General features: G+C 47.6%; 20 protein-coding genes. 11 read left to right on the forward strand and 9 right to left on the reverse strand.

Translation table 11 applies throughout. From position 1 onward, the window contains the following. Nucleotides 1-158: 158 nt before the first annotated feature. The 8 genes from B5F34_RS04335 to B5F34_RS04375 all read left to right on the forward strand — a co-directional run bounded on the left by B5F34_RS04335 (nt 159) and on the right by B5F34_RS04375 (nt 11,089). Nucleotides 159-1,355, forward strand: a complete 1,197-nt coding sequence (locus B5F34_RS04335; RefSeq protein WP_087335440.1) for an NlpC/P60 family protein — start codon at nt 159-161, stop codon at nt 1,353-1,355. A 15-nt stretch (nt 1,356-1,370) separates the two neighbouring features. After that, nucleotides 1,371-2,549 (forward strand): dipeptide epimerase, encoded by a 1,179-nt coding sequence (locus tag B5F34_RS04340; protein ID WP_087335442.1) that lies wholly within the window; start codon nt 1,371-1,373, stop codon nt 2,547-2,549. A gap of 3 nt (nt 2,550-2,552) precedes the next feature. Beyond that, nucleotides 2,553-3,884 carry a transglutaminase domain-containing protein gene (locus B5F34_RS04345; RefSeq protein ID WP_087335444.1) on the forward strand — a complete coding sequence of 444 codons (1,332 nt, stop codon included), beginning with the start codon at nt 2,553-2,555 and terminating at the stop codon, nt 3,882-3,884. Between the two features lie 423 nt (nt 3,885-4,307). After that, nucleotides 4,308-5,843 (forward strand): trypsin-like peptidase domain-containing protein, encoded by a 1,536-nt coding sequence (locus B5F34_RS04350; RefSeq protein ID WP_087335446.1) that lies wholly within the window; start codon nt 4,308-4,310, stop codon nt 5,841-5,843. A 184-nt stretch (nt 5,844-6,027) separates the two neighbouring features. Further along, nucleotides 6,028-6,888 (forward strand): RNA polymerase sigma factor RpoD/SigA, encoded by an 861-nt coding sequence (locus B5F34_RS04355; protein WP_087335448.1) that lies wholly within the window; start codon nt 6,028-6,030, stop codon nt 6,886-6,888. 629 nt (nt 6,889-7,517) lie between these two features. Beyond that, entirely contained in the window at nt 7,518-8,333 is an 816-nt protein-coding gene (locus tag B5F34_RS04365; RefSeq protein WP_087335452.1) for a DUF3805 domain-containing protein, read from the forward strand. Nucleotides 8,334-8,360: 27 nt separating this feature from the next. Beyond that, nucleotides 8,361-10,241 carry an ABC-F family ATP-binding cassette domain-containing protein gene (locus B5F34_RS04370; protein ID WP_087335456.1) on the forward strand — a complete coding sequence of 627 codons (1,881 nt, stop codon included), beginning with the start codon at nt 8,361-8,363 and terminating at the stop codon, nt 10,239-10,241. After that, the gene (locus B5F34_RS04375) at nt 10,238-11,089 is read left to right on the forward strand and encodes a histidinol-phosphatase (protein WP_087335459.1); all 852 of its coding nucleotides are present in this window, start codon (nt 10,238-10,240) and stop codon (nt 11,087-11,089) included. Before B5F34_RS04370 ends, B5F34_RS04375 begins: the two co-directional genes overlap by 4 nt. Here the strand turns inward: B5F34_RS04375 and B5F34_RS04380 are convergent. The 3 genes from B5F34_RS04380 to B5F34_RS04390 form a co-directional block, all read right to left on the reverse strand. After that, on the reverse strand, nt 11,064-11,477 hold the full coding sequence (locus tag B5F34_RS04380; RefSeq protein ID WP_087335461.1) for a thioredoxin domain-containing protein: 414 nt from the start codon (nt 11,475-11,477) through the stop codon (nt 11,064-11,066). The two genes, B5F34_RS04375 and B5F34_RS04380, sit on opposite strands and share 26 nt — an antisense overlap. A 21-nt stretch (nt 11,478-11,498) precedes the next feature. Continuing rightward, nucleotides 11,499-11,801, reverse strand: a complete 303-nt coding sequence (gene trxA / locus B5F34_RS04385) for a thioredoxin (protein ID WP_087335463.1) — start codon at nt 11,799-11,801, stop codon at nt 11,499-11,501. Nucleotides 11,802-11,865: 64 nt separating this feature from the next. Further along, nucleotides 11,866-14,034, reverse strand: a complete 2,169-nt coding sequence (locus B5F34_RS04390) for a S46 family peptidase (RefSeq protein ID WP_087335465.1) — start codon at nt 14,032-14,034, stop codon at nt 11,866-11,868. Between the two features lie 54 nt (nt 14,035-14,088). On the opposite strand from B5F34_RS04390, the gene B5F34_RS18045 reads away from it, so the two are divergent. Beyond that, entirely contained in the window at nt 14,089-14,223 is a 135-nt protein-coding gene (locus B5F34_RS18045) for a hypothetical protein (RefSeq protein WP_255376947.1), read from the forward strand. A 143-nt stretch (nt 14,224-14,366) separates the two neighbouring features. Here B5F34_RS18045 and B5F34_RS04395 read toward each other — a convergent pair whose 3' ends face one another. After that, nucleotides 14,367-16,526: a S46 family peptidase gene (locus B5F34_RS04395; RefSeq protein ID WP_087335467.1), complete on the reverse strand. Its 2,160-nt coding sequence runs from the start codon at nt 16,524-16,526 to the stop codon at nt 14,367-14,369. A 262-nt stretch (nt 16,527-16,788) separates the two neighbouring features. Between B5F34_RS04395 and B5F34_RS04400 the strand changes: the two genes are divergently transcribed. After that, nucleotides 16,789-17,535 carry a DUF4369 domain-containing protein gene (locus B5F34_RS04400; protein WP_087335469.1) on the forward strand — a complete coding sequence of 249 codons (747 nt, stop codon included), beginning with the start codon at nt 16,789-16,791 and terminating at the stop codon, nt 17,533-17,535. 143 nt (nt 17,536-17,678) lie between these two features. On the opposite strand, the gene B5F34_RS04405 is transcribed toward B5F34_RS04400, so the two are convergent. The 5 genes from B5F34_RS04405 to B5F34_RS04425 form a co-directional block, all read right to left on the reverse strand. Beyond that, entirely contained in the window at nt 17,679-18,890 is a 1,212-nt protein-coding gene (locus tag B5F34_RS04405; RefSeq protein WP_087335471.1) for a GTP-binding protein, read from the reverse strand. A 12-nt stretch (nt 18,891-18,902) separates the two neighbouring features. Beyond that, nucleotides 18,903-19,619, reverse strand: a complete 717-nt coding sequence (locus B5F34_RS04410) for a lysophospholipid acyltransferase family protein (RefSeq protein WP_087335473.1) — start codon at nt 19,617-19,619, stop codon at nt 18,903-18,905. A 134-nt stretch (nt 19,620-19,753) separates the two neighbouring features. Then, nucleotides 19,754-20,929, reverse strand: coding sequence for a metallophosphoesterase (locus B5F34_RS04415; protein ID WP_087335475.1), 1,176 nt, complete (start codon nt 20,927-20,929; stop codon nt 19,754-19,756). Continuing rightward, entirely contained in the window at nt 20,917-21,546 is a 630-nt protein-coding gene (locus B5F34_RS04420) for a hypothetical protein (protein ID WP_087335477.1), read from the reverse strand. Before B5F34_RS04420 ends, B5F34_RS04415 begins: the two co-directional genes overlap by 13 nt. 2 nt (nt 21,547-21,548) lie before the next feature. Further along, nucleotides 21,549-22,037, reverse strand: a complete 489-nt coding sequence (locus B5F34_RS04425; protein WP_087335479.1) for a sigma-70 family RNA polymerase sigma factor — start codon at nt 22,035-22,037, stop codon at nt 21,549-21,551. A 365-nt stretch (nt 22,038-22,402) separates the two neighbouring features. Between B5F34_RS04425 and B5F34_RS04430 the strand changes: the two genes are divergently transcribed. Beyond that, a complete protein-coding gene (locus B5F34_RS04430) occupies nt 22,403-23,272 on the forward strand; it encodes a hypothetical protein (protein WP_087335481.1) in 870 nt (289 codons plus the stop codon). Nucleotides 23,273-23,295: the final 23 nt, after the last annotated feature.

Below are 23,295 nucleotides of genomic sequence, written 5' to 3' on the forward strand. Positions count from 1 at the left end.
TATACACCCAGTCTGTAGCTCATCGGATTAATGAAGGCACCATGAAGTGATAGGCAGGTGACAAGGGCGGAATATGGGAAATAAGCAAGGCGTGGATTTGCATTTGTGTGGGGAAATGTGTAGTTTTGAAGCCAGAATTTTGTAAACTCCTGTAGAGCATGATAAAAGCATTGTTTCTTTTTCTTCTTTCCTCTTGGCTGGTAGTTCTTCTGCCGACTGTAGCTCAAGAAACTGTGCCGGCCGAGGTCGCCCGTTTGTCGGATAGTCTGAAGCAAGTGTATGCGCCCGACAGCCGAGTGGCGTTGTTTGACGTGGACTATGCCTTTTCGGGCAAAAACGTAATGTTGCGAGGAGTCACCACTTCGGCAAAGGCAAAGGAAACTCTCCTTGATGCTTTGACGGAACGAGGCTATCGTATGATGGATTGTCTGGAGTTATTGCCCGACACGCAGGAGCTGGGAGAACAGGTGTACGGCATCTTAAACCTGTCGGTTGCCAACCTGCGGGTATCGCCCGATTTCTCGTCGGAGATGACCACCCAGGGGTTGCTGGGTATGCCTGTGTGCGTATTGCAATGCAACGGATGGTATCGCATTCAGACGCCGGATCGCTATATAGCCTGGGTACATCCCGTAGCCGTACACCGGGTGACGCGGGCGGAACTGAAAGCATGGAACCGGGCGCCGAAAATAGTAGTGACATCGCACTACGGGTTTGTCTATTCTGAGCCAGACGAACATTCGCAGCCGGTGTCTGACATCGTGGCAGGCAACCGTCTGAAGTGGGAGGGCAGCAAAGGGAGTTTCTACCAGGTGTCTTATCCCGACGGTCGCAAGGGATATATCCACCAGTCTCTGTCCATGCCTGAAGACAAGTGGAGATCTTCGCTGAAGACGGGTGCAGACGACATTATCCGCACGGCCCGTACGCTGATGGGAGTCCCCTATCTGTGGGCAGGCACTTCGTCGAAAGGGGTAGATTGTAGTGGCTTTGTGCGTACCGTATTGTTCATGCACGACATTATCATTCCGCGTGATGCTTCGCAGCAGGCTTATGTGGGCGAACATATCGACATCGCGCCCGACTTTTCCAATCTGCAGCCCGGCGACCTGATTTTCTTCGGCCGCAGGGCTACTTCTACAAAAAAAGAGCGGGTGGTGCATGTGGCTATATATATAGGTAATAAGCGTTTCATTCATTCGCAGGGGGATGTTCACATCAGTAGCTTTGACCCGCAAGATGAACTGTTCGACGCATTTAATTTGAACCGTCTGTTGTTTGCCGCACGTGTCTTGCCTTATATCGGCAGCCAGCCAGCCCTGAACACTACGGCTACCAATGACTTTTATCATTAAAACCCACAGGTATTTATGCAGAACCGTAGAGAATTTCTGAAGACAGCAGCGTTTGCCGCATTGGGTGCCGGATGGGCTGCCAACCAGATTTGGGCAGGTAGCGTGGAAACAATCCCTCGTTTTCATATTAATTCCCGAGCCGGGGTAGTCCCCCGCATGAGGCTGCGTTTTTTCCCTTACGAGCTGAAGTTGCGTCATGTGTTTACGGTGGCCTCGTATTCGCGGTCGACCACACCGGATGTGCAGGTCGAAATAGAATATGACGGTGTCATTGGTTATGGAGAAGCCTCCATGCCTCCTTATTTGCAGGAAGAATTGGGTACGATGGAGAGCGTGATGGGATTTCTGCGAGATTTGCAAGGCAAGATAGGACGCTTTGCCGACCCCTTTCAGCTGGAAGATATATTGGCTTATGTCGATGGACTCTCTGAGGGAAATGCAGCTGCCAAGGCTGCGGTGGATATTGCTTTGCATGATTTGGTAGGCAAACTGCTTCAGACGCCTTGGTATAAGCTGTGGGGATTGGACAGGGAGAAAACTCCTTCAACAACCTATACCATCGGGATGGATACACCTGATGTGGTGCGTAAGAAAACAGAAGAATGTGCCGGTCGGTTCAATATTCTCAAAGTGAAACTGGGGCTTGACAATGACAAGGCAATGATTGAAACTATCCGTTCTGTAACCAATCTGCCCATAGCGGTCGATGCCAATCAGGGGTGGACCGACCGCCAATATGCGCTTGACATGATTTATTGGTTGAAGGAGCAGGGCATTGTCATGGTGGAGCAACCCATGCCCAAGAACCGGTTGGATGATACGGCTTGGATTACCCAGCAAAGCCCTCTGCCTATATTTGCCGATGAATCCGTTCAACGCTTGAAGGATATAGTCGGACTGAAGGGTGCCTTTACGGGTATTAACATCAAGCTAATGAAGTGTACTGGTATGCGGGAGGCTTGGAAGATGTTGAATCTGGCGCGGGCTTTGGACATGGGAGTCATGGTGGGGTGTATGACGGAAACATCGTGTGCTGTCTCTGCTGCTGCGCAGCTTTCGCCTGCTGTGGATTTTGCCGATTTGGACGGGGCACTGCTTATTGCCAACGACCGTTTCCGGGGGATGGAAGTGATAAAGGGCAAAATTACCTTGCCAGATTTGCCCGGTATCGGTGTGATAAGAGTGGAGGATTGAGGCATGAGAGGTTTGTTATACATCATGGCTTGCCTGGTATTAGTGTCGGCTTGTCAGAGAAATTCCGCTTCGCAGACTTATTCATGGGAACAGGATTTGCATCAGCGTTTGCTCACTGATTTCTGTCTGACGGAGTCGCAGGTGAAAGACTACATCCGCAAATACATTCCCGATGTGACCGATGAACAGATGCGTGCTTGGGAGCACGACAAGGTGCTGGAGTGTATGGAACTGGATGGTGAGAAACGCTATTTCCGTAATGCCGGCCCTAATCTTTTCCGTTTAGATCCAACCTGCCGGGATATTAAAGTGGCCCGGGAAGGCTCTGTCGCCAGTGTGACGGAACAAGTGGACAGTGAAAATATCCCCGAAATCATGGCAGCTGTGCGACAGGACGGAACCCCGATAGTTGCGCCCAGACGTATGCGGGTTACATATACACTGACAGTGGATACTAACGTGGTTCCGGCCGGTAAGATAGTACGCTGCTGGTTGCCTTACCCCCGGACTGACCATCCAAGGCAGCGTGATGTGAAACTATTGGTTACCAGCGAGCCGGAATATGTGCTGGCATCTGCCGGATACAGTCATAGTACACTTTATATGGAGAAGCGGGCAGTGGCAGGATGTCCTACCGTCTTTTCCGAAACTTTCGAGTACACTTCTTATGGCGAATGGCATCCCATACGGGCAGAAGAAGTGAAACCTTACCACACGGATTCTCCCCTTTATAAGGAATTTACTGCTGAACGGAAGCAACATGTTGTTTTTACTCCACAGTTAAGAAGTCTGGCAGATAGCCTGACTGCCGATGAACCGAATCCCTGGCTGAAGGTGTGCCGTATCTTCCGCTGGATTCATGATCACTTCCCATGGGCATCAGCCAGAGAATACTCTACCATAGATAATATTCCGGAATATGTATTGGAGAACCGTCATGGCGATTCCGGACAGCTGAGCCTTTTGTTTGTTGCATTATGTCGCGTTAGTGGCATTCCTGCTCGTTTCCAGAGCGGTTTTATGATGCATCCGGGTGGGTGGAAACAGCACGGTTGGGCTGAAATATATCTGGAAGATATAGGGTGGATTCCTGTCGACCAGTCGTTGGGTATTTTCCCGCTTGCCCGCAGCGAAGAGGAAAAATATTTTTTCTGTGGAGGTGTTGATTCTTGGCGTATGCTTGTTAATCAGGACTATGGAATGCCTTTGTTCCCAGCCAAGCATTATCTGCGCAGTGAAACCGTAGATTTCCAACACGGTGAAGTGGAGTGGGAGGGAGGAAATCTCTATATCACGGATTGGGATTACGACATCGAGATTGAATATCTGGACTGAACAAATGGACTGTCGGGAATCTTTTGATGGGTGGTATCTGACTGTGGCAGGCAGATAGTATCGGCGTGTCTATTGGCAAATACCTAAGGCATAGGAGAATGCCTTAGGAGATACAAGGACTGCGTTTATGGTTTAAAACTATACATCGCGTTCGTCTTTATAGCGATTGTCTTGTTGCAAAACCTGCACACTTGTCAGGGCTTTTTCTCTATTTCTGTTCTTGTCAGATTTAACATTTCCCTATCCTATAGAAATGCAAATTTGTCACTCTTTGCCGTTAACCGCCGTTAAGCCCCTGTCAGCCTCTGTTAAAAGAGAACAAAAAAGAGTGACAGAGGGAATAAGTGAATGTTTTTTGTTCTTATTTTAACGTCGAAATCTTAAAAGAAACCCGAATATTAACATTTAAACGAATAATGGATTATGAAACAGACAATGAAAAATGTAGCAATAGTAGGTGCCATCGTCCTGGTCAGTGCAGGCGTGGGAGGTGCTTCGGCCTACAAACTGCTGAGTAAGGAAAGGGAAGCCTCTGCTTCATTCAGCGAACTTTTCCAGCAAAATCCGGATAATCTTCGTTTGGCAGGTCTGGGCAGTGTAAATGCACAGCCTGTCGACTTGACTCAGGCTGCCGAGTCGTCGGTTCATGCTGTCGTGCATATCCGTTCCACTCAGTTGGGACGTACGGAAACTGTGCGTATGCAACCAGATATCTTTGACTTCTTTTTTGGTAATCCGCAAGGACAAGAACGTCAAATCAAGACACAACCGAAAGTCGGATACGGTTCGGGCGTCATCATTTCGAAAGACGGTTATATCGTGACCAATAACCACGTGGTAGAAGATGCTGATGAAATAACTGTGGAATTGAATGACGGCCGTGAAATGAAAGGACGTATCATCGGTACCGACCCGGATACGGATCTTGCCCTGCTGAAAATTGAAGGGGATGATTTTCCCACTATCCCAGTCGGAGATTCTGATGCATTGAAAGTTGGTGAATGGGTATTGGCTGTGGGTAATCCCTTCAGCTTGAGTTCTACTGTGACAGCTGGTATTGTCAGTGCCAAAGCTCGTGACATCGGTACGTCGGCTGCCAATGGGAATGCTGCTACTATCCAGTCTTTCATTCAGACAGATGCAGCTATCAACGCAGGAAACAGTGGCGGTGCGCTGGTTAATGCACGGGGTGAATTGGTGGGCATCAATGCCATGCTTTATTCTCCGACAGGCACTTATTCGGGATATGGTTTTGCCATTCCTACCAGTATCATGAAGAAAGTGGTGGCAGACCTGAAACAGTACGGTGTCGTTCAGCGTGCACTTCTGGGCATCAAGGGAGGAGATCTTACCACAGATTTGCAGATGAGTGAGGATTTGATTAATGCACGGAAGAAACTGGCGGATGAGCTGGGTGTCAAGGAAGGTGTCTATGTGAATGAGGTCTTGGACAGCGGCTCGGCTGCAGGCATCTTGCAGAAGAATGATGTCATCACTGAACTGGATGGAAAGAAAATACACAAATTCACAGACTTGCAGGAGATTCTGGCTAATCATCGTCCGGGCGACAAGGTGAAGGCTACGATTATTCGCGACAAGAAAGAGAAAGAGGTAACCATTACGCTGAAAAATTCGCAGGGGAACACGAAGGTAGTAAAAGACCGTGGCATGGAGATTCTGGGTGCAGCTTTCAAACCTGTCAGCGATGAACTGAAACGCCAGCTCAATCTGGGCTATGGTTTGGAAGTAACGGCTGTAGGTCCGGGCAAGATGAAAGATGCGGGCATCCGCAAGGGCTTCATAATCCTGAAAGCCAACGGACAAAGCGTAAAGACTGTTGATGATCTGGAAAGTGCTTTGAAGGAAGCTACGCAGTCGCCGGAGCAGGTAATGTTCGTCACAGGCATGTTCCCTTCCGGTAAGCGTGGATATTATCCCATTGATTTGCAAGAGGAATAAGATTTAGGTAAATAAGTATAGGTAAAAAGGTTGATTGTAGCTTTCTTTAACAGAAGCTGAGTAAAAAGGTGCTGACATGAACCAAGTCGGCACCTTTTTTGTTATAGGAAAATGAAAAGTTATGTCAGATTGCTTGGAATCCGATAATTTGTCGTAAATTTGTACCCCAAATATGTTTTGAAGAATGAGACAATTAAAAATTACCAAAAGTATCACTAACAGAGAGAGCGCGTCACTTGACAAGTATTTGCAGGAAATCGGTCGTGAAGACTTGATTACTGTAGAGGAAGAGGTGGAGCTCGCTCAACGCATCCGTAAGGGTGACCGTGCAGCATTGGAGAAACTGACACGTGCCAATCTTCGTTTCGTTGTTTCTGTGGCCAAGCAGTATCAGAATCAGGGATTGAGTTTACCAGACTTGATTAACGAAGGCAATCTGGGACTGATTAAGGCTGCTGAGAAGTTTGATGAGACACGTGGATTCAAGTTTATCAGTTATGCTGTGTGGTGGATACGCCAGTCCATTCTGCAAGCTCTGGCCGAACAGTCGCGTATCGTTCGTTTGCCGTTGAATCAGGTGGGTTCACTGAATAAAATCAGCAAAGCCTTCTCTAAGTTCGAGCAAGAAAACGAGCGTCGTCCGTCGCCCGAAGAGTTGGCTGATGAGCTGGACATTCCCGTTGACAAAATCTCCGACACACTGAAGGTTTCCGGCCGTCACATTTCGGTGGATGCTCCTTTTGTGGAAGGAGAAGACAACAGCCTGCTTGATGTGCTGGTCAATGATGACTCTCCCATGGCTGACCGCTCGTTGGTGAACGAGTCTCTTGCGAGGGAAATTGATAGAGCTCTTTCTACGTTAACCGATCGCGAAAAAGAAATCATTCAGATGTTTTTCGGTATCGGACAGCAGGAAATGACCCTGGAAGAAATCGGCGACAAATTCGGTCTGACCCGTGAACGTGTTCGCCAGATTAAAGAAAAAGCTATCAGACGATTAAGACAAAGTAATCGTAGCAAATTGCTCAAATCTTACTTAGGTTGAGTAGGAAATATCGATTTCCGACAACTTTAGAAACATTTGCAAAAAGAGGCTGTCTCAAAATAAAAATTGAGATGGCCTTTTTTATATCCACAAAACAATGGTGGACTTAGGCATCAAATGGTTTGACAATATGATGCGGCTTGGGCTGTGGTTGTTTTTATCGCCTGTCAGTTTGTTGTAAATGGCCACTCAATATGTTGAAGTGGTTTATACTTGGGGATGGATGATTGGATAAGGTGTCATGCTGTTGATAATCAATGTGCTATTTCATATATATAACAAGTCTGCTGCTTATCGTTTGGAAGTTGGCTGCTTATTGCTTGGCAGTTTCCCATAAAGAGCTTGTCAGAAAGGCTGTTCTGTGTGCTGTGTACGAGTGTCGTACATAAAAAGAATGAAATCCTTTATTGTTTACTATGCGGATAATATGGGTAGACTATCAGGCGTTTGCCTTTCATGCCGGATGCCTGCTTACAAAGCACGAGAAGTGCATTATTCAGTTTGAAGCAGCGGAGGTTGGAGAGAAAATACTTGAAGGGGTTAAAAACGGACTCTCTTTGCCCGATTGTTTGGCATTCCGGCTAAAAAATGTATCTTTGCAAGGTAGATAAGATTTACTGATTGAGATTATGGCACAAGATAAGAAATTTATATCACCCGGGGCATGGTTCTCTATGTATTATCCTGCTGCCTGGAGTGAGTTTGAGGATGGTGAGGGTTCTTTTCTCTTTTATGATCCCAATGAGTGGTCGGGCAATTTCCGGATTTCGGCTTTTCGTGGTGGACCTGGTTATGGACGTGACTTCATACATCAGGAACTTCGGGACAATGCTCAGGCAGTAGCTTTGCAAGTGGGAGAACTGAATTGTGCTTACAGCCAGGAAGAATTTGCCGAGGGAGGTGTTGATTATGTAACGCATTTTTGGGTGACGGGCATAGATGACATAGGTTTTGAATGTTCCTTTACCGTTGCCCGGGGAACTCCTCCTGAGGCGGCCGCTCGGGTCATTTCTTCTCTCGAAGTGCGTCATTGCGGTACGAAGTATCCTCCTGAACTTATTCCTGTGCGCCTTTCTGAAATCTATCAGATTGATGCGGCCTATGAGTGGGTGGAGCGTAAAATTAAAGATGTGCTTAAAGTCGATTTTCAAGGTCTGGAGGAGGATATTAGTCGGATGCAACAGCTGGTGAATCAGTGTTCTTTCAACGTCCGGAAACGGGAAGTGTGGATTGATTTGGGCATAGTGCTTTGTGTCATTCTGGCCAATGAAGTCGACGGATTGGAGTGGAGAACCCTTATTGATGGAAACCGGGAAGTCCCCGTGTTGTTGCAGACATGTACAGAACTAGTCATTGACCCGATGAAGTTGGTGTGGAGCCGTGTGAAGGCCGGAGATGGCTGTCACCTCCAGGAAGCGTATGCACAGGCTTTGAAGAATTTGTAAATACTACTTAAAAAAAACGAGAAACTCATGACTCCTATTCTACAGGTAGAAAATCTGACTAAGTCTTTTGGCGACCTGATACTTTTTGAAAATATATCTTTCGGATTGGCCGAGGGACAACGAGTGGGACTTATAGCAAAGAATGGAAGCGGGAAATCTACTCTGCTCAATATCCTTTCCGGTAAAGAAGGGTATGATGCGGGCAACATCTCTTTCCGCCGTGACCTGCGTGTGGGGTATTTAGAACAAGATCCGCGTTATCCGGAGGAACTTACGGTGCTCGAAGCCTGTTTCCATCATGGGAACTCTGTCGTGGCTCTCATACGTGACTATGAACGCTGTCTGGAGACGGAAGGACATCCCGGACTGGACGAACTTCTTGCCCGTATGGATCAGGAGAAAGCCTGGGATTATGAGCGGCAAGCCAAGCAAATTCTCTCTCAGCTTAAAATCAGGGATTTTAATCAGAAGGTAAAGCATCTTTCGGGCGGTCAGCTGAAGCGGGTCGCCTTGGCCAATATACTTATTACAGAACCTGAACTCCTGATTCTGGATGAGCCCACCAACCACTTGGATCTGGATATGACGGAGTGGCTGGAAGGTTATTTGCGTCGTACCAACCTCACGTTGCTTATGGTTACGCACGACCGTTATTTCCTGGACCGTGTCTGCTCTGAGATTATTGAAATCGATCATCGCTGTCTTTATTCATATAAAGGAAACTATAGCTACTATTTGGAGAAGCGTCAGGAACGCATGGAGGCCAAAACGGCAGAGATCGAGCGGGCCAATAATCTATACCGCACTGAGTTGGAATGGATGAGGCGTATGCCCCAGGCACGCGGACACAAGGCGCGTTACCGTGAAGAAGCTTTCTATGAACTTGAGAAAGTAGCCAAACAGCGTTTTTACAACGCAGAGGTTAAGCTGGAGGTCAAGGCTTCTTATATTGGAAATAAAATCTTTGAAGCAGACCACCTCTATAAATCTTTTGGCGACGTTAAGATTCTGGAAGACTTTTCTTACATCTTTGCCCGTTATGAGAAGATGGGTATCATAGGCAACAACGGTACGGGGAAGTCTACTTTCATAAAAATACTGATGGGGCAAGTGAAACCCGACCGTGGCATGCTTGATATAGGTGAAACTGTTCGTTTCGGTTATTATTCGCAAGAGGGACTGAACTTTAACGAGCAGATGAAAGTCATTGATGTCGTTCAGGACATAGCCGAGGTTATCGAATTGGGGAATGGGCAACGGCTTACGGCTTCGCAATTCCTTCAGCATTTCTTGTTCACGCCAGAAACCCAACATAGTTATGTCTATAAACTGAGTGGCGGTGAACGGCGACGGCTTTATCTTTGCACGGTGCTGATGCGGAATCCTAACTTCCTGGTATTGGACGAACCTACGAATGATTTGGATATAGTAACGCTGAATGTGCTTGAGGAATATTTGCGTAGCTTTAAAGGATGTCTGATTGTAGTGAGCCATGACCGTTATTTTATGGATAAGGTCGTAGATCATTTACTGGTATTCAACGGACAAGGAGACATACGTGACTTCCCGGGCAATTACACCCAATATCGCGAGTGGAAAGATTTGCATGCTCAGCACGAGAAGGAGTTGGAGAAAAAAACGGCAAAGCCGCAGGAACGTCGTTCGACACGTACGAAACCCGAGGGAAAAAGGCGTCTTACTTTTAAGGAACGTAAGGAATTGGAACAACTGGAGTTGGAAATCGCTGCTCTGGAAGAAGAAAAAACGCAGTTGGAGCAAGCTCTGTGTACGGGTGCCCTTTCTGTGGAAGAGTTAACTGAGAAGTCGAAGCGTTTGCCTATTCTGACTGAAGAAATTGATAGTAAAACCAATCGTTGGTTGGAACTTAGTGAAATAGAAGAATCATGAATTTGACCAATTATCATAGTCATTGCCTTTATTGTGACGGGCGTGCCGATATGGCTTCTTTTGCCCGTTTTGCAATTTCCAAAGGATTTACTGCTTACGGGTACAGTTCCCATGCTCCTTTGCCTTTTCCTACAGCCTGGACTATGGAGTGGGACCGGATGGATGATTACCTCAATGAATTTTCCCGTCTCAAGAGCCAATATGAAGGACGTTTGGAGCTTTATGTTGGGCTTGAGATTGATTACCTGAACGAAGAAAGCCATCCTGCTGCGGCTCGTTTCCAGGATTTGCCCTTGGATTATCGTATCGGTTCCGTCCACTTGCTCCAGAATGCAAAGGGAGAGGTTGTGGATGCGGACCTTTCTCCCGAGCGTTTTGCACAAATGGTGGAGAAGCATTTTCATGGCAATCTGGAGAATGCTGTGCGGCAATATTTCGACCGCTCAGAGCGTATGCTTCAATTGGGAGGGTTCGATATTCTGGGACATGCGGATAAGGTGCATTACAACGCCGAGTGCTATTGTCCGCACGTCACTTCCGAAGATTGGTATGTTTCCTTAGTCCGTATGCATCTGGCAAACGCTGTGCATCGGGGGTATCTGATAGAAGTAAATACAAAGGCATGGCAAGATCTGAAGGTCTTCTATCCGGGTATCAGTTATTTTCCTTTCTTGCACGAATTGGGGGCGCGGGTAGTTGTAAATAGCGATGCGCATTATCCGGAGCGTATCAATTACGGGCGTTTAGAAGCTCTCCGTGCCTTGCAGGAAGCCGGGTTCCATACTGTAGCAGAGTTGCACGGAGAGAGGTGGATGGATGTGCCTATTTCAATAGAAACTCTTCAATAGCTTGCTTGAACACTTCTTTGTCGGCTGCTCCACTGATAAGCTGGGGCAGTCCCTTGCTGGGAATAAGGACAAAGAGCGGGATGCTGGAAGCTTGGAATAGGGCAGCCAGTTCCTTTTCTTGGTCAACGTTGATTTTGTAAATGACGATACGCCCGGCATATTCTTTGGCCAATTCTTGCATAATCGGAGCCATGCGCCGGCAAGGACCGCACCAGTCAGCATACAAGTCGATGATGGCAGGCAGTTCGCCTTTGTATTTCCATTCCTCTTCTTGGGTATAGTCACATACTTTGTCCAGAAACTGCTGCCGGTTCAAGGTCATTACTTCTTGGGCTGACAGTCCCGCTGTAAAAAGCGTAAGTATGAATATGATGATATGTCTTTTCATAATGCTACTATTCTTTTACGGTTATATGTTTTCGCTTGTGAGGAGTTGTTGTTTCAATTCATTTTTGCTTATCATTCCCGAATGCCGCCATACTATTTTCCCTCCTTTAAAGATGATGAATGTAGGCACAGCCTGTATGCCGTATTCTGTGGCGAGTGATTGTTTTTGGTCTACGTCAATCTTTACGATTCGTGCCGTGTCACCAATCTCTGCTTTCAGGTTTTCCAATACCGGATGCATGGCTTTACAGGGACCGCACCAGGTAGCGAAGAAGTCTACCAATACGGGTTTCCCGGAATTTATCAGTTCTGTAAATGTTTCCATTTTCGTTTTGTTTTAGGGTTTGAAAAATAGTCTTGTAAGTTATTATTTATGGTTTCATCTCTTTTTATTTCTCTTCTGCAATATCCAGCTCATCAATGATGTGTCGGGCATTTGCGTATTTTTCAATAATGAAAAGTGTATAACGGATGTCCACACAAGAGGCTCGTTGCAGCGTGGGATGGAAAGCGATGTCTCCCGTCAATCCTTCCACATTCCGGTCGAATCCTGTACCTATCAGTTCTCCTCGGGCGTTGAAGACCGGGCTGCCAGAATTTCCCCCTGTTTGGTCGGTGTTGATGATAAAGCATACAGGCATTTCCCCGTTGCGCATGGCATAACGTCCATAATCTTTTGTGCGGTAGAGTTGTTTTAGCTTGTCGGGTACGACAAATTCAAAATTTGTCGGATCTTCCTTTTCCATCACTCCGCTCAGGGTCGTATAGTATTTATATTCTATGCCGTCTTGGGGACTGTAGGGCAGTACCTGTCCATAAGTAAGACGCAGCGTAAGATTGGCATCGGGATAGATGGGGCGTCCTTGCGACCGTTTCATGTCCAGCATTCCTTTTACCCATACTTTATGTGCGCGGTTGTAGTTAAGGTTGGCATCCATCATGGCAATGGCTGTTTGTAGCAATCCGTCGGTAATGGAATATTTGAAAAGAACCATCCAGTCTGTTTCAAGCTTGCGCAAGGTGGGTTTGGCTATGAACTCATTGAAATTTTCGCGACTTCCGAAAATAGAATGTTTAAGGCAGGCATCTATAAACTTGTCACTGTCTCCTTTGAAACGCCTGTCAATGATTTGGAAGATGCTGATGCGTTGTTCGGCAGGGATGTAACGCATATATACACGCATCATCTCTTTAGCCACTTTACGTTCTACCTCGGGGAATGGTACACTTTGGAAGTAGCGGTCGGCTGCCATGCGTAGACTGTCGGTGGCGCGACGGATGTATTTCTCGTCTTTCTTTTTCAATGCGGTTGCCAATCCGGTCGTAGAAGGGATACGCATGAAGTCCATGCCTGTGATAAACGCCTCTTGTATGGCTTGCTGATGATAGAGGGCAGGGCGTCGGCGGGCTACGATGCTCTCGATGGTGCGGTAGGCTGCGGCACAAGCCGTGTCTCCCTGGGCTGCTTCCCATTGGAGCAGTTCTTGTTCCTGGGCGCGTTTGGCATCAAGCACATTCAGCTTCACAAGCCCTTCGTTCATGCCCAGTGCGTTTTTCCAATAGTTGGCGCTTCGGGCATAGACGGCAGCATAATGTATGCGGGTGGCATCGTCGGCTTGCATTGCTTGCATCAGCAATTGCTGCCTGGCATCCCGCACATGGATACGCATAAAGTTCGTGGTTTCCATACGTTCTTTAACTTCATCGCTGATCATGTAGCGCCAGTTGTGTCCAGGAAATCCCATGACAAAAGCGAAGTCGCCTTCGGTATATCCCTCAAGGCTGATTCGGAGGTGCTGCTTCACGTGCAAGGGCATGTTGGCAGTAGAGTAGTCGGCAGGTTCGCCATTGGGGGCGGCATAAATGCGGAACAGACTGAAATCGCCTGTGTGGCGGGGCCACATCCAATTGTCTGTATCGGCGCCAAACTTTCCGATGCTGGAGGGAGGAGCCAGCACCATGCGTATATCCCGATAGGTTTTCTTGATGAAAAGGTAGTATTTGTTGCCTCCGTAGAAAGGCTTCAGTTCAAGACTCCCTCCGCGCCCGATAGCGATGCCTTCGGTCAGGGCGAAACGCTCGGCCACTTCTTGAAGGTATTTAGGCGAAAGGTAATTGGTGCCTTGCGGGTCGGGGTCGTGTTGCAGTTGTTCTTCTACGAAGGAAGTGATGTCCATCACACGGTCGATGAAAGTGATGCTCAGTCCTTGGCAGGGCAGTTCCTCATTCCGGTTGCGTGCCACAAAGCCATCGGTCAGATAATCATGGTCAACGCTACTGTGTTGCTGTATGTATGGGTATCCGCAATGGTGGTTGGTCAGCACCAGTCCTTCGGACGAGATGACCTCTCCTGTGCATCCTCCTCCAAACTGCACTACGGCGTCTTTCAGAGAAATGCTGTCGGGGTTATAGACTGATTCGACAGGAATGAGAAGGCCTAATTCCTGCATGGCAGCAGCATTCTGCTTTTTGAGGTCGGTAAGCATCCACATCCCTTCATCGGCCTGTGCGGTGACGAAAGAAACCAGCAGTGCTGCAGTCAGTAGATATTGTTTCATAAGATGTCAATAGTTGAATGAATAATGAAGTTAAGGGCAAAGATACGGTTTTGTATGAAACTTTTAGAGGAACAGGGAAGAAAAATTGTTGTGAAACAGATGCCGTTGCTTTCTTATACCTTGCAAGCCGCTTTCTTATACTTTGCAAGCGGGCTTTTTATAGCTTGGAAGCAAGCCTCGTCTGTATAAGGGCGACGAAATGCAAGCCGGACGGCTTTTTATACAAAGCAAGGCGCAGATTCTGCGATTTCATCCGGATGTCCGGTGGGATTTGTCCGGATGGTGTGTCGCATCATCTGCGCCTTGGATATGGCAGGCTCAATGCCCGTTTTTTATTCGATGATAGTCATCTCGTCAATCAGGTGCTTGCAGCCGCCCAGCTTGTCGAGTATAAAGAGCATGTAGCGGATGTCGAGAGCAATGCAGCGTTGCAGGTTGTTGTCGAAGTTGATGTCACCGCTCAACGATTCCCAGTTGCCGTCGAAAGCACAGCCGATGAGGTTGCCTTCACCGTCGATGACGGGGCTACCGGAGTTGCCGCCTGTGATGTCGTTAGTGGTCAGAAAGCAGACGGGCATGGTGCCATCGGCCATGGCGTAGCGTCCGAAGTCTTTCTTCTGAATCAGTTCCTTCAGCTTGGCGGGTACTACGAATTCCGGATTTTCGGGGTCTTCTTTCTCCAAAATGCCATCGGTAGTTGTGAAATACTTATAGTGTACGCCATCTTTAGGATCGTAGGACTTCACGTTGCCGTAAGTCAGACGGATGGTGAAGTTGGCATCGGGATAAGAGGGGGTGGGGAGCTTCATCTCGTTCAGTCCGCGGATGTAGGCTTTGTGCAACAGTTCGAGTCCTTCTGTGGCTTGCGCCAGTTCCTGGGCGGTTTCTTGCAGCTTGGCCAGCTTGGAGCGGCTGTATAGGGTGGCTAAGTCATTCTCAATGGCTTTCACAGTGGGTTTCTTCAGGAATCTGTCGAGGTTTTCGCGACTGGAGAGGATAGAGTTGTTGAACATCTCTTTGATGAACGTCTCGGCATTGCCTTTATATTCCTTCTCAATGATGTAGTGGAAGTCGGGCAGTTCTTCGGGTTTCAGCGCCTGCGTCAGTGCGGGTAGCATGGCTATGGCCACGGCTTCGTCCACCATGGGGGAGTAGTCCTTGTTGTAGATATTTTCGTAGGCAGCTTCCAGCTGCTTCTTGCCAACCTCCAGCAGGGAGTCGTTCTTGGTTTCCAATGCTTCCTTTATCTTGTCCATAACGGCGGGCGGGCAGCCGAACTCAATGGTACGGTTCAGTCCCTCGTTGAGGTACATGAGGCGGCGCAATATGGGAGTAGCCTTCTCCACAATGGCGTCTATCTTTTCTACTACGCCTTCATATTCGGGTTTACCCTTGGCAAATTCGGCAAAGCGGCGTTCTTGCTCGGCTTTAGTACCCAGCACGTCGTTGTCCACGATAGCCTTGTTCATGCCGATGGAGTTTTTCCAGTAGTTGCTGCTTCCGGCAAACTTGTTGGCATATTGGATGCGGATTCTGTCGTCCTTTGCCATAAACTTCTTCAATACGTCCAGATAGACGGTGCGCATGTCAATCATGGCCTGGTTTTGGGCAGTCATCATCTGGCGCACTTCGCTCTGTGTGAGATAGCGTTCGGTGCTGCCGGGGAATCCCATGATCATGGCATAGTCGCCCTCGTTCAGTCCCTTGATGGAGATAGGAAGGTATTTGGGCGTCTTCAGAGGAACATTGTCGGCACTGTAGTCGGCAGGCTCACCGTTCTTGTCGGCATAGATGCGGAAGATGGAGAAGTCGCCTGTGTGGCGGGGCCACATCCAGTTATCTGTCTCACCGCCAAACTTGCCTATGCTCGAAGGCGGGGCAGCCACCATGCGCACGTCGCTGTACACCTTATAATATATAAGGTAAAATTGGTTGCCGGCATAGAAAGGCAGAGCCTGTGCCACGATGCCCGGTTTGCCGTTGAGGTCGCTCTTGGCCAGTTCTTCTTGGGCAATCTTGTGGAGGAAGGGCGAGGTCATGGCAGTGTATTCGTCTACTTCGCCAGCCTTTACTTTGGCATTTACCAGGTCGGTGATGTCTACGATGCGATGTACAAAACGGAATTTCAATCCCGGTGTGGGTAATTCCTCGGCACGGCTCATGGCCCAGAATCCGTCGGTCAGATAGTCATGCTCCACACTGCTGTGCTGTTGGATTGAAGCATATCCGCAGTGGTGGTTGGTAAGAATGAGGCCTTCGGGCGAAATAATTTCACCTGTGCATCCACCGCCGAAGATACCTACTGCATCCTTCAGCGACACACCGTTGGGGTTGTAAAGGTCGTCTGCCTCCAGCTTCAGTCCTTGTTTCTTCATCATGTCGATGGAATTCTGTTGCTTCATCAATTGAAGCAGCCACATGCCTTCGTCGGCTTGGGCCGCGCAGGTCAGCAAGGCGGCAAAGGCCGCCACAAAATACTTCTTTACGTTCATAAATGACTTGGTATAAAAACAATGTTTATAATTAAGTGCTTTATATATTGTTTCTTAATAGTTCTGCTTCATGCCCGAACCTTGAAACTGTCCTCTCCAAAGTTGGCGACCGCCTCATTTGACCGGAGAGAACAAGTCGGCCCGTTTGGAAAAGATTGTGCAAAAATACGTAAACCACCTGAAAATACCTTTCTTTCCATCTGGTTTATAAGGAATATTAATACCTTTGTCTCGGCTAATTCATTTTAATGTGGTTTCAAGTATGAATAAAATAGTTATGCATATAGGGTTGCCCTTTTTGCTGTTGATCGTGCTCTTTTCTTCGTGTAGCCGCAAGTATCGGGTGGAAGGTAACTCGTCGATAATCAGTTTGGACGGTAAGATGCTCTATCTGAAGATGCTTGAGGATGGAATCTGGGTGCCGGTAGATTCGGCAGAAGTAATTCATGGATGTTTTAAAATGAAGGGACCTGCCGATTCGGTACGTATGGTTACGCTTTATATGAATGACGATGCCCTGATGCCTTTGGTATTGGAAGACGGAAAGGTGAAAGTTTCGATTACGCCGGGAAACTTTGTGGCAGAAGGAACTCCTCTGAACGATAAGCTTTATGATTTTATAAACCGGCGCAATAACCTGGAGCGGGCCGTTGAAGATTTGGAGCGTAAAGAAGCGCGAATGGTGCTGGATGGAGCCGATATTGATGCTATCCACGATGATTTGAAAAGGCAGGGTGAAGAGAAGCTGAAGGAAATGGATAAGTACATACGTGACTTCATTGCCGAGAATTATGAGAATGTGTTGGGTCCCAGTGTCTTTATGATGATGTGTAGCATGTTGCCCTATCCTATGATGACAGAACAGGTGGAGGATATTATGCGTACGGCTCCCCAGTCATTTAAGGACAATCCTTTGGTGAAAGACTATCTTTCGAAAGCCAAGGAAAACATGAAATTGATAGAAGAGCATAAGCGCTTGCAGGAAAATATGTCGGCACAGTCGCATTAACGACTACAGGAAAGCCCGGTTCATCTTTTTCAGAAACAACGTAAAAGCGGATGAAGTGTGTAACGTACAATGGGGTTACACTTGCTTCATCCGCTTTCTTTGGTTGGCTTGCATGACTCTTAGCTTGTCTAAGAGGTAGCCTCTTATTCAAGGCACTCGTCTAATGCCTTAGTCAGTGCTTTCTTGTCCAAGTGCTGGCCAATAAATACCAGCTTTATCATGCGGTCACCATATTTCTCGTCCCAATCGCGTAAGAGCCCAGGTTCTTGGCGCATCAGCTCAATCAAGTCTTCTTCAGGCGCTGTAGCATACCACAGCCCGGCTTCTTTAATTTGCTTTTGTCGTCCGGCTTGTTCAAAAAGGAAAGACATGTCCTTATTGTGACTGAAGTAGCATACTCCTTTTGTGCGGATAACATTCTTCGGCCATTGGGTTGCCACGAAATAATCGAATTTGTGAATGTCAAAAGCTGGTCGGCGGTAATAGACAAAAGTTTCAATGCCATATTCTTCTACCTCGCCTCCTTCCGCATGGTGGTGATGGTGCTCCTCTTCTTCCTGGTGGTGATGATGGTGATGGATAGGTGCTTTAGCCTCACGTTCTTCTTCAGCGGTGGCTTGGCGCTCTATTTCGCGCACCCATCCGGCAGAAGTAGCCACTTGTTCGAAGTTGAATAAGTGTGTGTGGATGATTTTGTCCAGATTAATCTTGGCATAATCGCATTCAATGATTTCCGCCGAGGGTTGCAGGGTATGTATGATTCGTTTGATCCGTTCCCGTTCTTCGGGATTTACTTCTGAAATCTTATTGAGCAGGATGATGTTACAGAATTCTATCTGCTGGATAATGAGGTTCTCAATATCTTCTTCATCAATGTTCGGGCGTGTCAGTGCATCTCCGCAGGCAAACTCGTCCGACAGGCGAAGAGCATCCACTACCGTAACGATGCTGTCCAGGCGGCACGTGCCGTATTTGGTGTATGCTCCTCCCAAGCGGGGGATGGAACAGATGGTCTGGGCGATGGGTTCGGGTTCGCAAATGCCGCTGGCTTCGATAACAATGTAGTCGAAACGCTGCATTTTCATCAGTTCGAATATCTGTTGGATGAGGTCTGCCTTCAATGTGCAGCAGATACATCCGTTCTGCAAAGCTACCAGGCTGTCGTCTTTCTTGCCTACGACACCTCCTTGTTGGATAAGGTCGGCGTCGATGTTTACTTCGCCAATGTCATTGACAATGACTGCAAACTTGATTCCGCGTTCGTTGGCAAGGATGTGGTTGACCAGTGTAGTTTTCCCGCTGCCCAGATAGCCGGTCAGGAGCAGAACGGGGATTTCTTTTTCATTCTTCATCATAATTGTATGCGTTTATTTTAGTCCGCCGGCAACGGCCTCATACGTTCCGGTCATCAGGGCTTTGACGTTTTCAGGACCTTTGCCTTGTGGAGGGATAGGCTGGTGGATAGTCAGTTCCAGCCGATGGCGGCGGACCCATTTGGCTGAACGTGGCAGTACATCGAACGAGCCGTTGATGGTGACCGGTACTACAGGCAGTTGCAAGTCGTCGGCCAACTGGAATGCTCCGCGCTTGAAAGAACCAAGGCTACCGTCTTGGGTACGTGACCCTTCTGGGAAAACTACCAGCGAGACGCCGTTGGTGAGCGAGCGTTCTGCCTGGCGAATGGTGGAAAGCATCCCTTTGGGGCTGGTGCGGTCTACGAATATGTGTCCGGCGCTTTCACAAGCTTTCCCCACGAAAGGTATCTTCCGCAAGCTTTTTTTCATCATCCATTTAAAGTTGCGTCCCAGAAAACCGTAGATTAGGAAGATATCGAAAGCGCCCTGGTGGTTGGGGGCAAATACATACGAGGTATGTTTATCCAGTTTTTCTCTTCCGTTCACCTTGACGGGCAATAACAGGAGGTAACAGGTCAGTTGCGACCATATTTTGCCGGGATAATACCCCCATACGTGGGCACCTCCTATCAGCGATCCGACGATGGTGGTAAGGGCGGTGAGTAGGGTCAGCACCAGAAAGATGGGCAGGGCAATGCATAATTGGTAGATTCGGTAGAGTATTTTCATAAGAGCTCGTATTTTTGCGGCAAAGTTAATATAAAAATGCGAAATACGGATGAAATGCCGGTATCTGATTGCCCTTCCTAAACTTCTTTTCAGAGAGTTTGTAAGCCACGTCTTCTGCCAATCCGTTAAATGGCTTATTCGGTTTTCTTTCGCAGGGTGATGACTGTAATCTCAGGCCAGGCACCAAAACGGAAGGGGAGTCCTACATAGCCAATGCCTATATTGACATACAGGGCACGTTCTCCTTCCTGGTACATGCCTTTCCATTCCGGATATTTCAGTTCTGCGAGCGAGTGCCCGAAGAAGATGCCTTGCATGGCATGGGTATGTCCAGCCAACATCAAATCAATATCAGAGCAGGGAAGTACTTCCCGGCGCCAATGGGTGGGATTGTGGCTGAGCAATAGTTTGAACATGCCCCCTGTTCCCTGCATGGCTTGAGGCAAGTCGGCGTATTGTGAGAAAGGGGGTTCACCATCATTTTCTACGCCAATGAGAGCTATGCTGTCTCCTTGGTGCCGTATAATGTCATGGGAGTTATTGAGCATTTTCCATCCCATAGTTTCTTGCTGTCGGATAAGGTATGTCAGATTGGCTTTTTCTTCTTCAACGCTTTTCCAATGATAGTAGGTCCCATAGTCGTGGTTACCTAAAATGGAATAAACTCCGTCTTTTGCATGGAGTTGGCCCAATATATCCTGAAATCCGTCTAACTCATGGCTTTGTTGGTTTACCAAGTCTCCGGTAAAAACAAGAAGGTCGGCTTGTTGTTCGTTGACCAGGCTGACCAGTTCCTGCATAGGTTGGGGATGTCCTTGCCAACTGCCTATATGGATGTCCGACAACTGGACGATGCGATAGCCGTCAAATCCTGCCGGAAGCCGGGGTGAGGCATATTCTACTTGTTTTATTTCAAAGCGTGTGATTCCTATGAACGAACCGTAAGCGATGCAGCCGAAGCAGACGGCTCCCAGAATAATGCCGGACAGGGTGAACGGGAGGCGTGGACAAGGCTTGATGAGTGCATGCATCAGGTTGCCTGTCAGTGAGCAGAGCATAAATACCGTTTTAGGGGTGGCAAACAGCATCAGGGCAATAGCCAGGCGGCCGATGCCCAGAGCATGGTGCGACATGGGATTGTCACCGGTCAGATACATATAGTAGACATAAAGGATGCCTAACAGCAGCGTAGGTATCCAATAAGACAACCGCAACAGGGAGTTCCGGGTTTTGCGGGTTATATACACGAAATAGATGTATAGGTCCGGAAGGAGCAGGGTCAGGAGGAGTAGAAGGGTTATTCGGTGCATATATCTTTCAGTTCTTCAATGTTTTTGCGGATGTCGTTAATGTATTTGAACATAACCTTTTTATATAATATGTAAATGATGAGTATATCGGCTGCCGCCAGCAGGGCGATGACCAGCACTTGTGTGGCTGGTGGTGCCTGGTGGTATCCCATGACCCAGAAATTGATTGCATTGAATATCACCACCCAGAAGCAGGCTCCGATTACTTCGTTGCGCATGCACCGGCGAAAAGTTATCATACGCCGGCTCACTTCTACCACGCTCATCCGGTCAACCTGGATGGATTGAAGCCACCGGTATGTTTTCCAGTCCCATATCAATCCTGCTATTGCACTGATGGCCAGAAAAGCCAATAGGCAGATAATTCTTTGCCGGGAGTTTTCGCCGTCTGCCATCCAGTCGGGTGTCCATAAGCAGATGGGGATAATCAGGCAAAGCATCACGATACCTACATAGAGGGAAGTTCGTTGCCACAGGTTGAGATGTCCCAGTTTCTGGCGGGTATCCGTTTTGCCGGCTGCAATCAGCCGCTTCATTTCTTCTTCGCTCACCAGCGGATGTTGGTCCGTCTGATTGTCCAACACGTTCCATGACTTTTTCAGTTCGTTCAGTTCCATGTTTAGTCCTCCTTGTTCATTTTCCTCAATTTGTCTTTGATGCGGTTCAGTTTGGTAGCCACATTGGTTACAGTGAGCCCGGTGATTTCTGAAATTTCTTCGTAACTCCTTTCATCCAGGTAGAGCAGGATGATGGATTTTTCGAGCTGTCCCAGCCGGTTAATCATCCGGTACAGTTGTCGCAGCATGGCTTGAGTCTCATCGGTTTCTTCCATGTGGTCGGCAGCCTGGGTCAGAGTGATGATTTCAGGGATGTTTTTTTCCTTTCGGATAAAACTGATGCAAGTATTCAGGGCGATGCGGTATATCCACGTAGATGGTTTGCATTCATGTCTGAATTTTCCGAAAGCCTTCCACAGGTTCAGCACGACCTCCTGATACAGGTCGTGAAGAGGTGTGTTGGGAGTAGTGTACATGTAGCACACTTTGTAGATGACCCGCTCATAAGTCCGTATCATCGCCATAAACTCTTGCTCTTCTTTGCTTTCCATCTTCTCTTATTTTGAAGAATCCCAAACGGGTGGCTTTTACTGCATCTGTCGTGTGAAATAGGATTAAATCACAAAACATCGCAAAAATAGTTCATTTGTTATAGTTTCTGGCAAAAATGACGGATAAAATTTGCAGGATTCAGGGGGCAGGATTCAGAGAAGGGTAGGAAGCGTTGGAGCGGTTTTGACAATTTTTTGTCTGGCTATTTTGTGAGGTGAAATTTTTCTTCCGTTTAGTATGTGATTATCGTCGGATAAGACTGCGTGGCGCCTCTTGGTGATTTGTTTGCAAATTTACGTTTGATGATGTTAAATAAATCCGATACCTTTGTAGTGATTAATTCTAAATATAGAAACAGGGAAATATGAAAAAAGTACTTTGTCTGCTGAGCATAGCCTTGCTGTTGTTCAGTTGTAATGAGGTGGACGACTTCGGACGTGTGTTGCCGGAGAGTGTTTCTTTGGGTGAAGTCGTATCCGTCTCCGATTTGAGCTACGAAGAACTGAATGAATTAGTGACCGACGAGAATCTGCGCGAGGATATGCGTATGTCTGGAGGGCTGCTGATTCGTCCTTTTTCTGATGCCTTTTCCGGCAGTTTTGATTTTATGGAGATTCTTTTCTCGGATGTTTCATCCAATCTTCCTTCTCCTTCATTGGGTGATAGACCCATGTCAGATACCGAATTGACGGGTAGTATACCTTATTATGAGAATGCTGGGATTTTAGATTATGTTTATTTGAATTGGGATACGTATGAACAATTATTCCTGCCCGGTACAACTCTCTATTTTGAATTAGTATTGGGTATATATAACGGGGGAGGATGGCCCGGTTTTGTCGACGACTGTACTGATTTCGGTACTACTACCAAATACTGTTATTCGGATGTGAAGTCTTACACTTATCCGGATGCTCCGGTGATTTCTACCTTTAAAACATGGGGCGGTGACGGCTTGTATGCCGATTTCTATATGGAAGTAGAAGGCGACATTTCATCCCAGGTTACCCGCCGTGGCATTTGTTACAGTACCACGAATTCGTTGCCGGATGTCGACGACCAAGTGGAAGCATCTGTCGGATATGAAGAAAGCTTCTATACCTCGGTCTATGCCCCTGTGCCGGCTGGCACTTATTATGTGCGGGCTTTTGTTCAGGGTACGGGAGGAGATATCGCTTACTCTCCGGTGTGCCAGGTGACGTGTGATGGTTCGGTGGATGAAAGCGCACGTTGATTTTGAATACAAATATTGCGATT

It is taken from the genome of Mediterranea sp. An20, assembly GCF_002160055.1.
Lineage (GTDB): Bacteria > Bacteroidota > Bacteroidia > Bacteroidales > Bacteroidaceae > Bacteroides > Bacteroides avicola.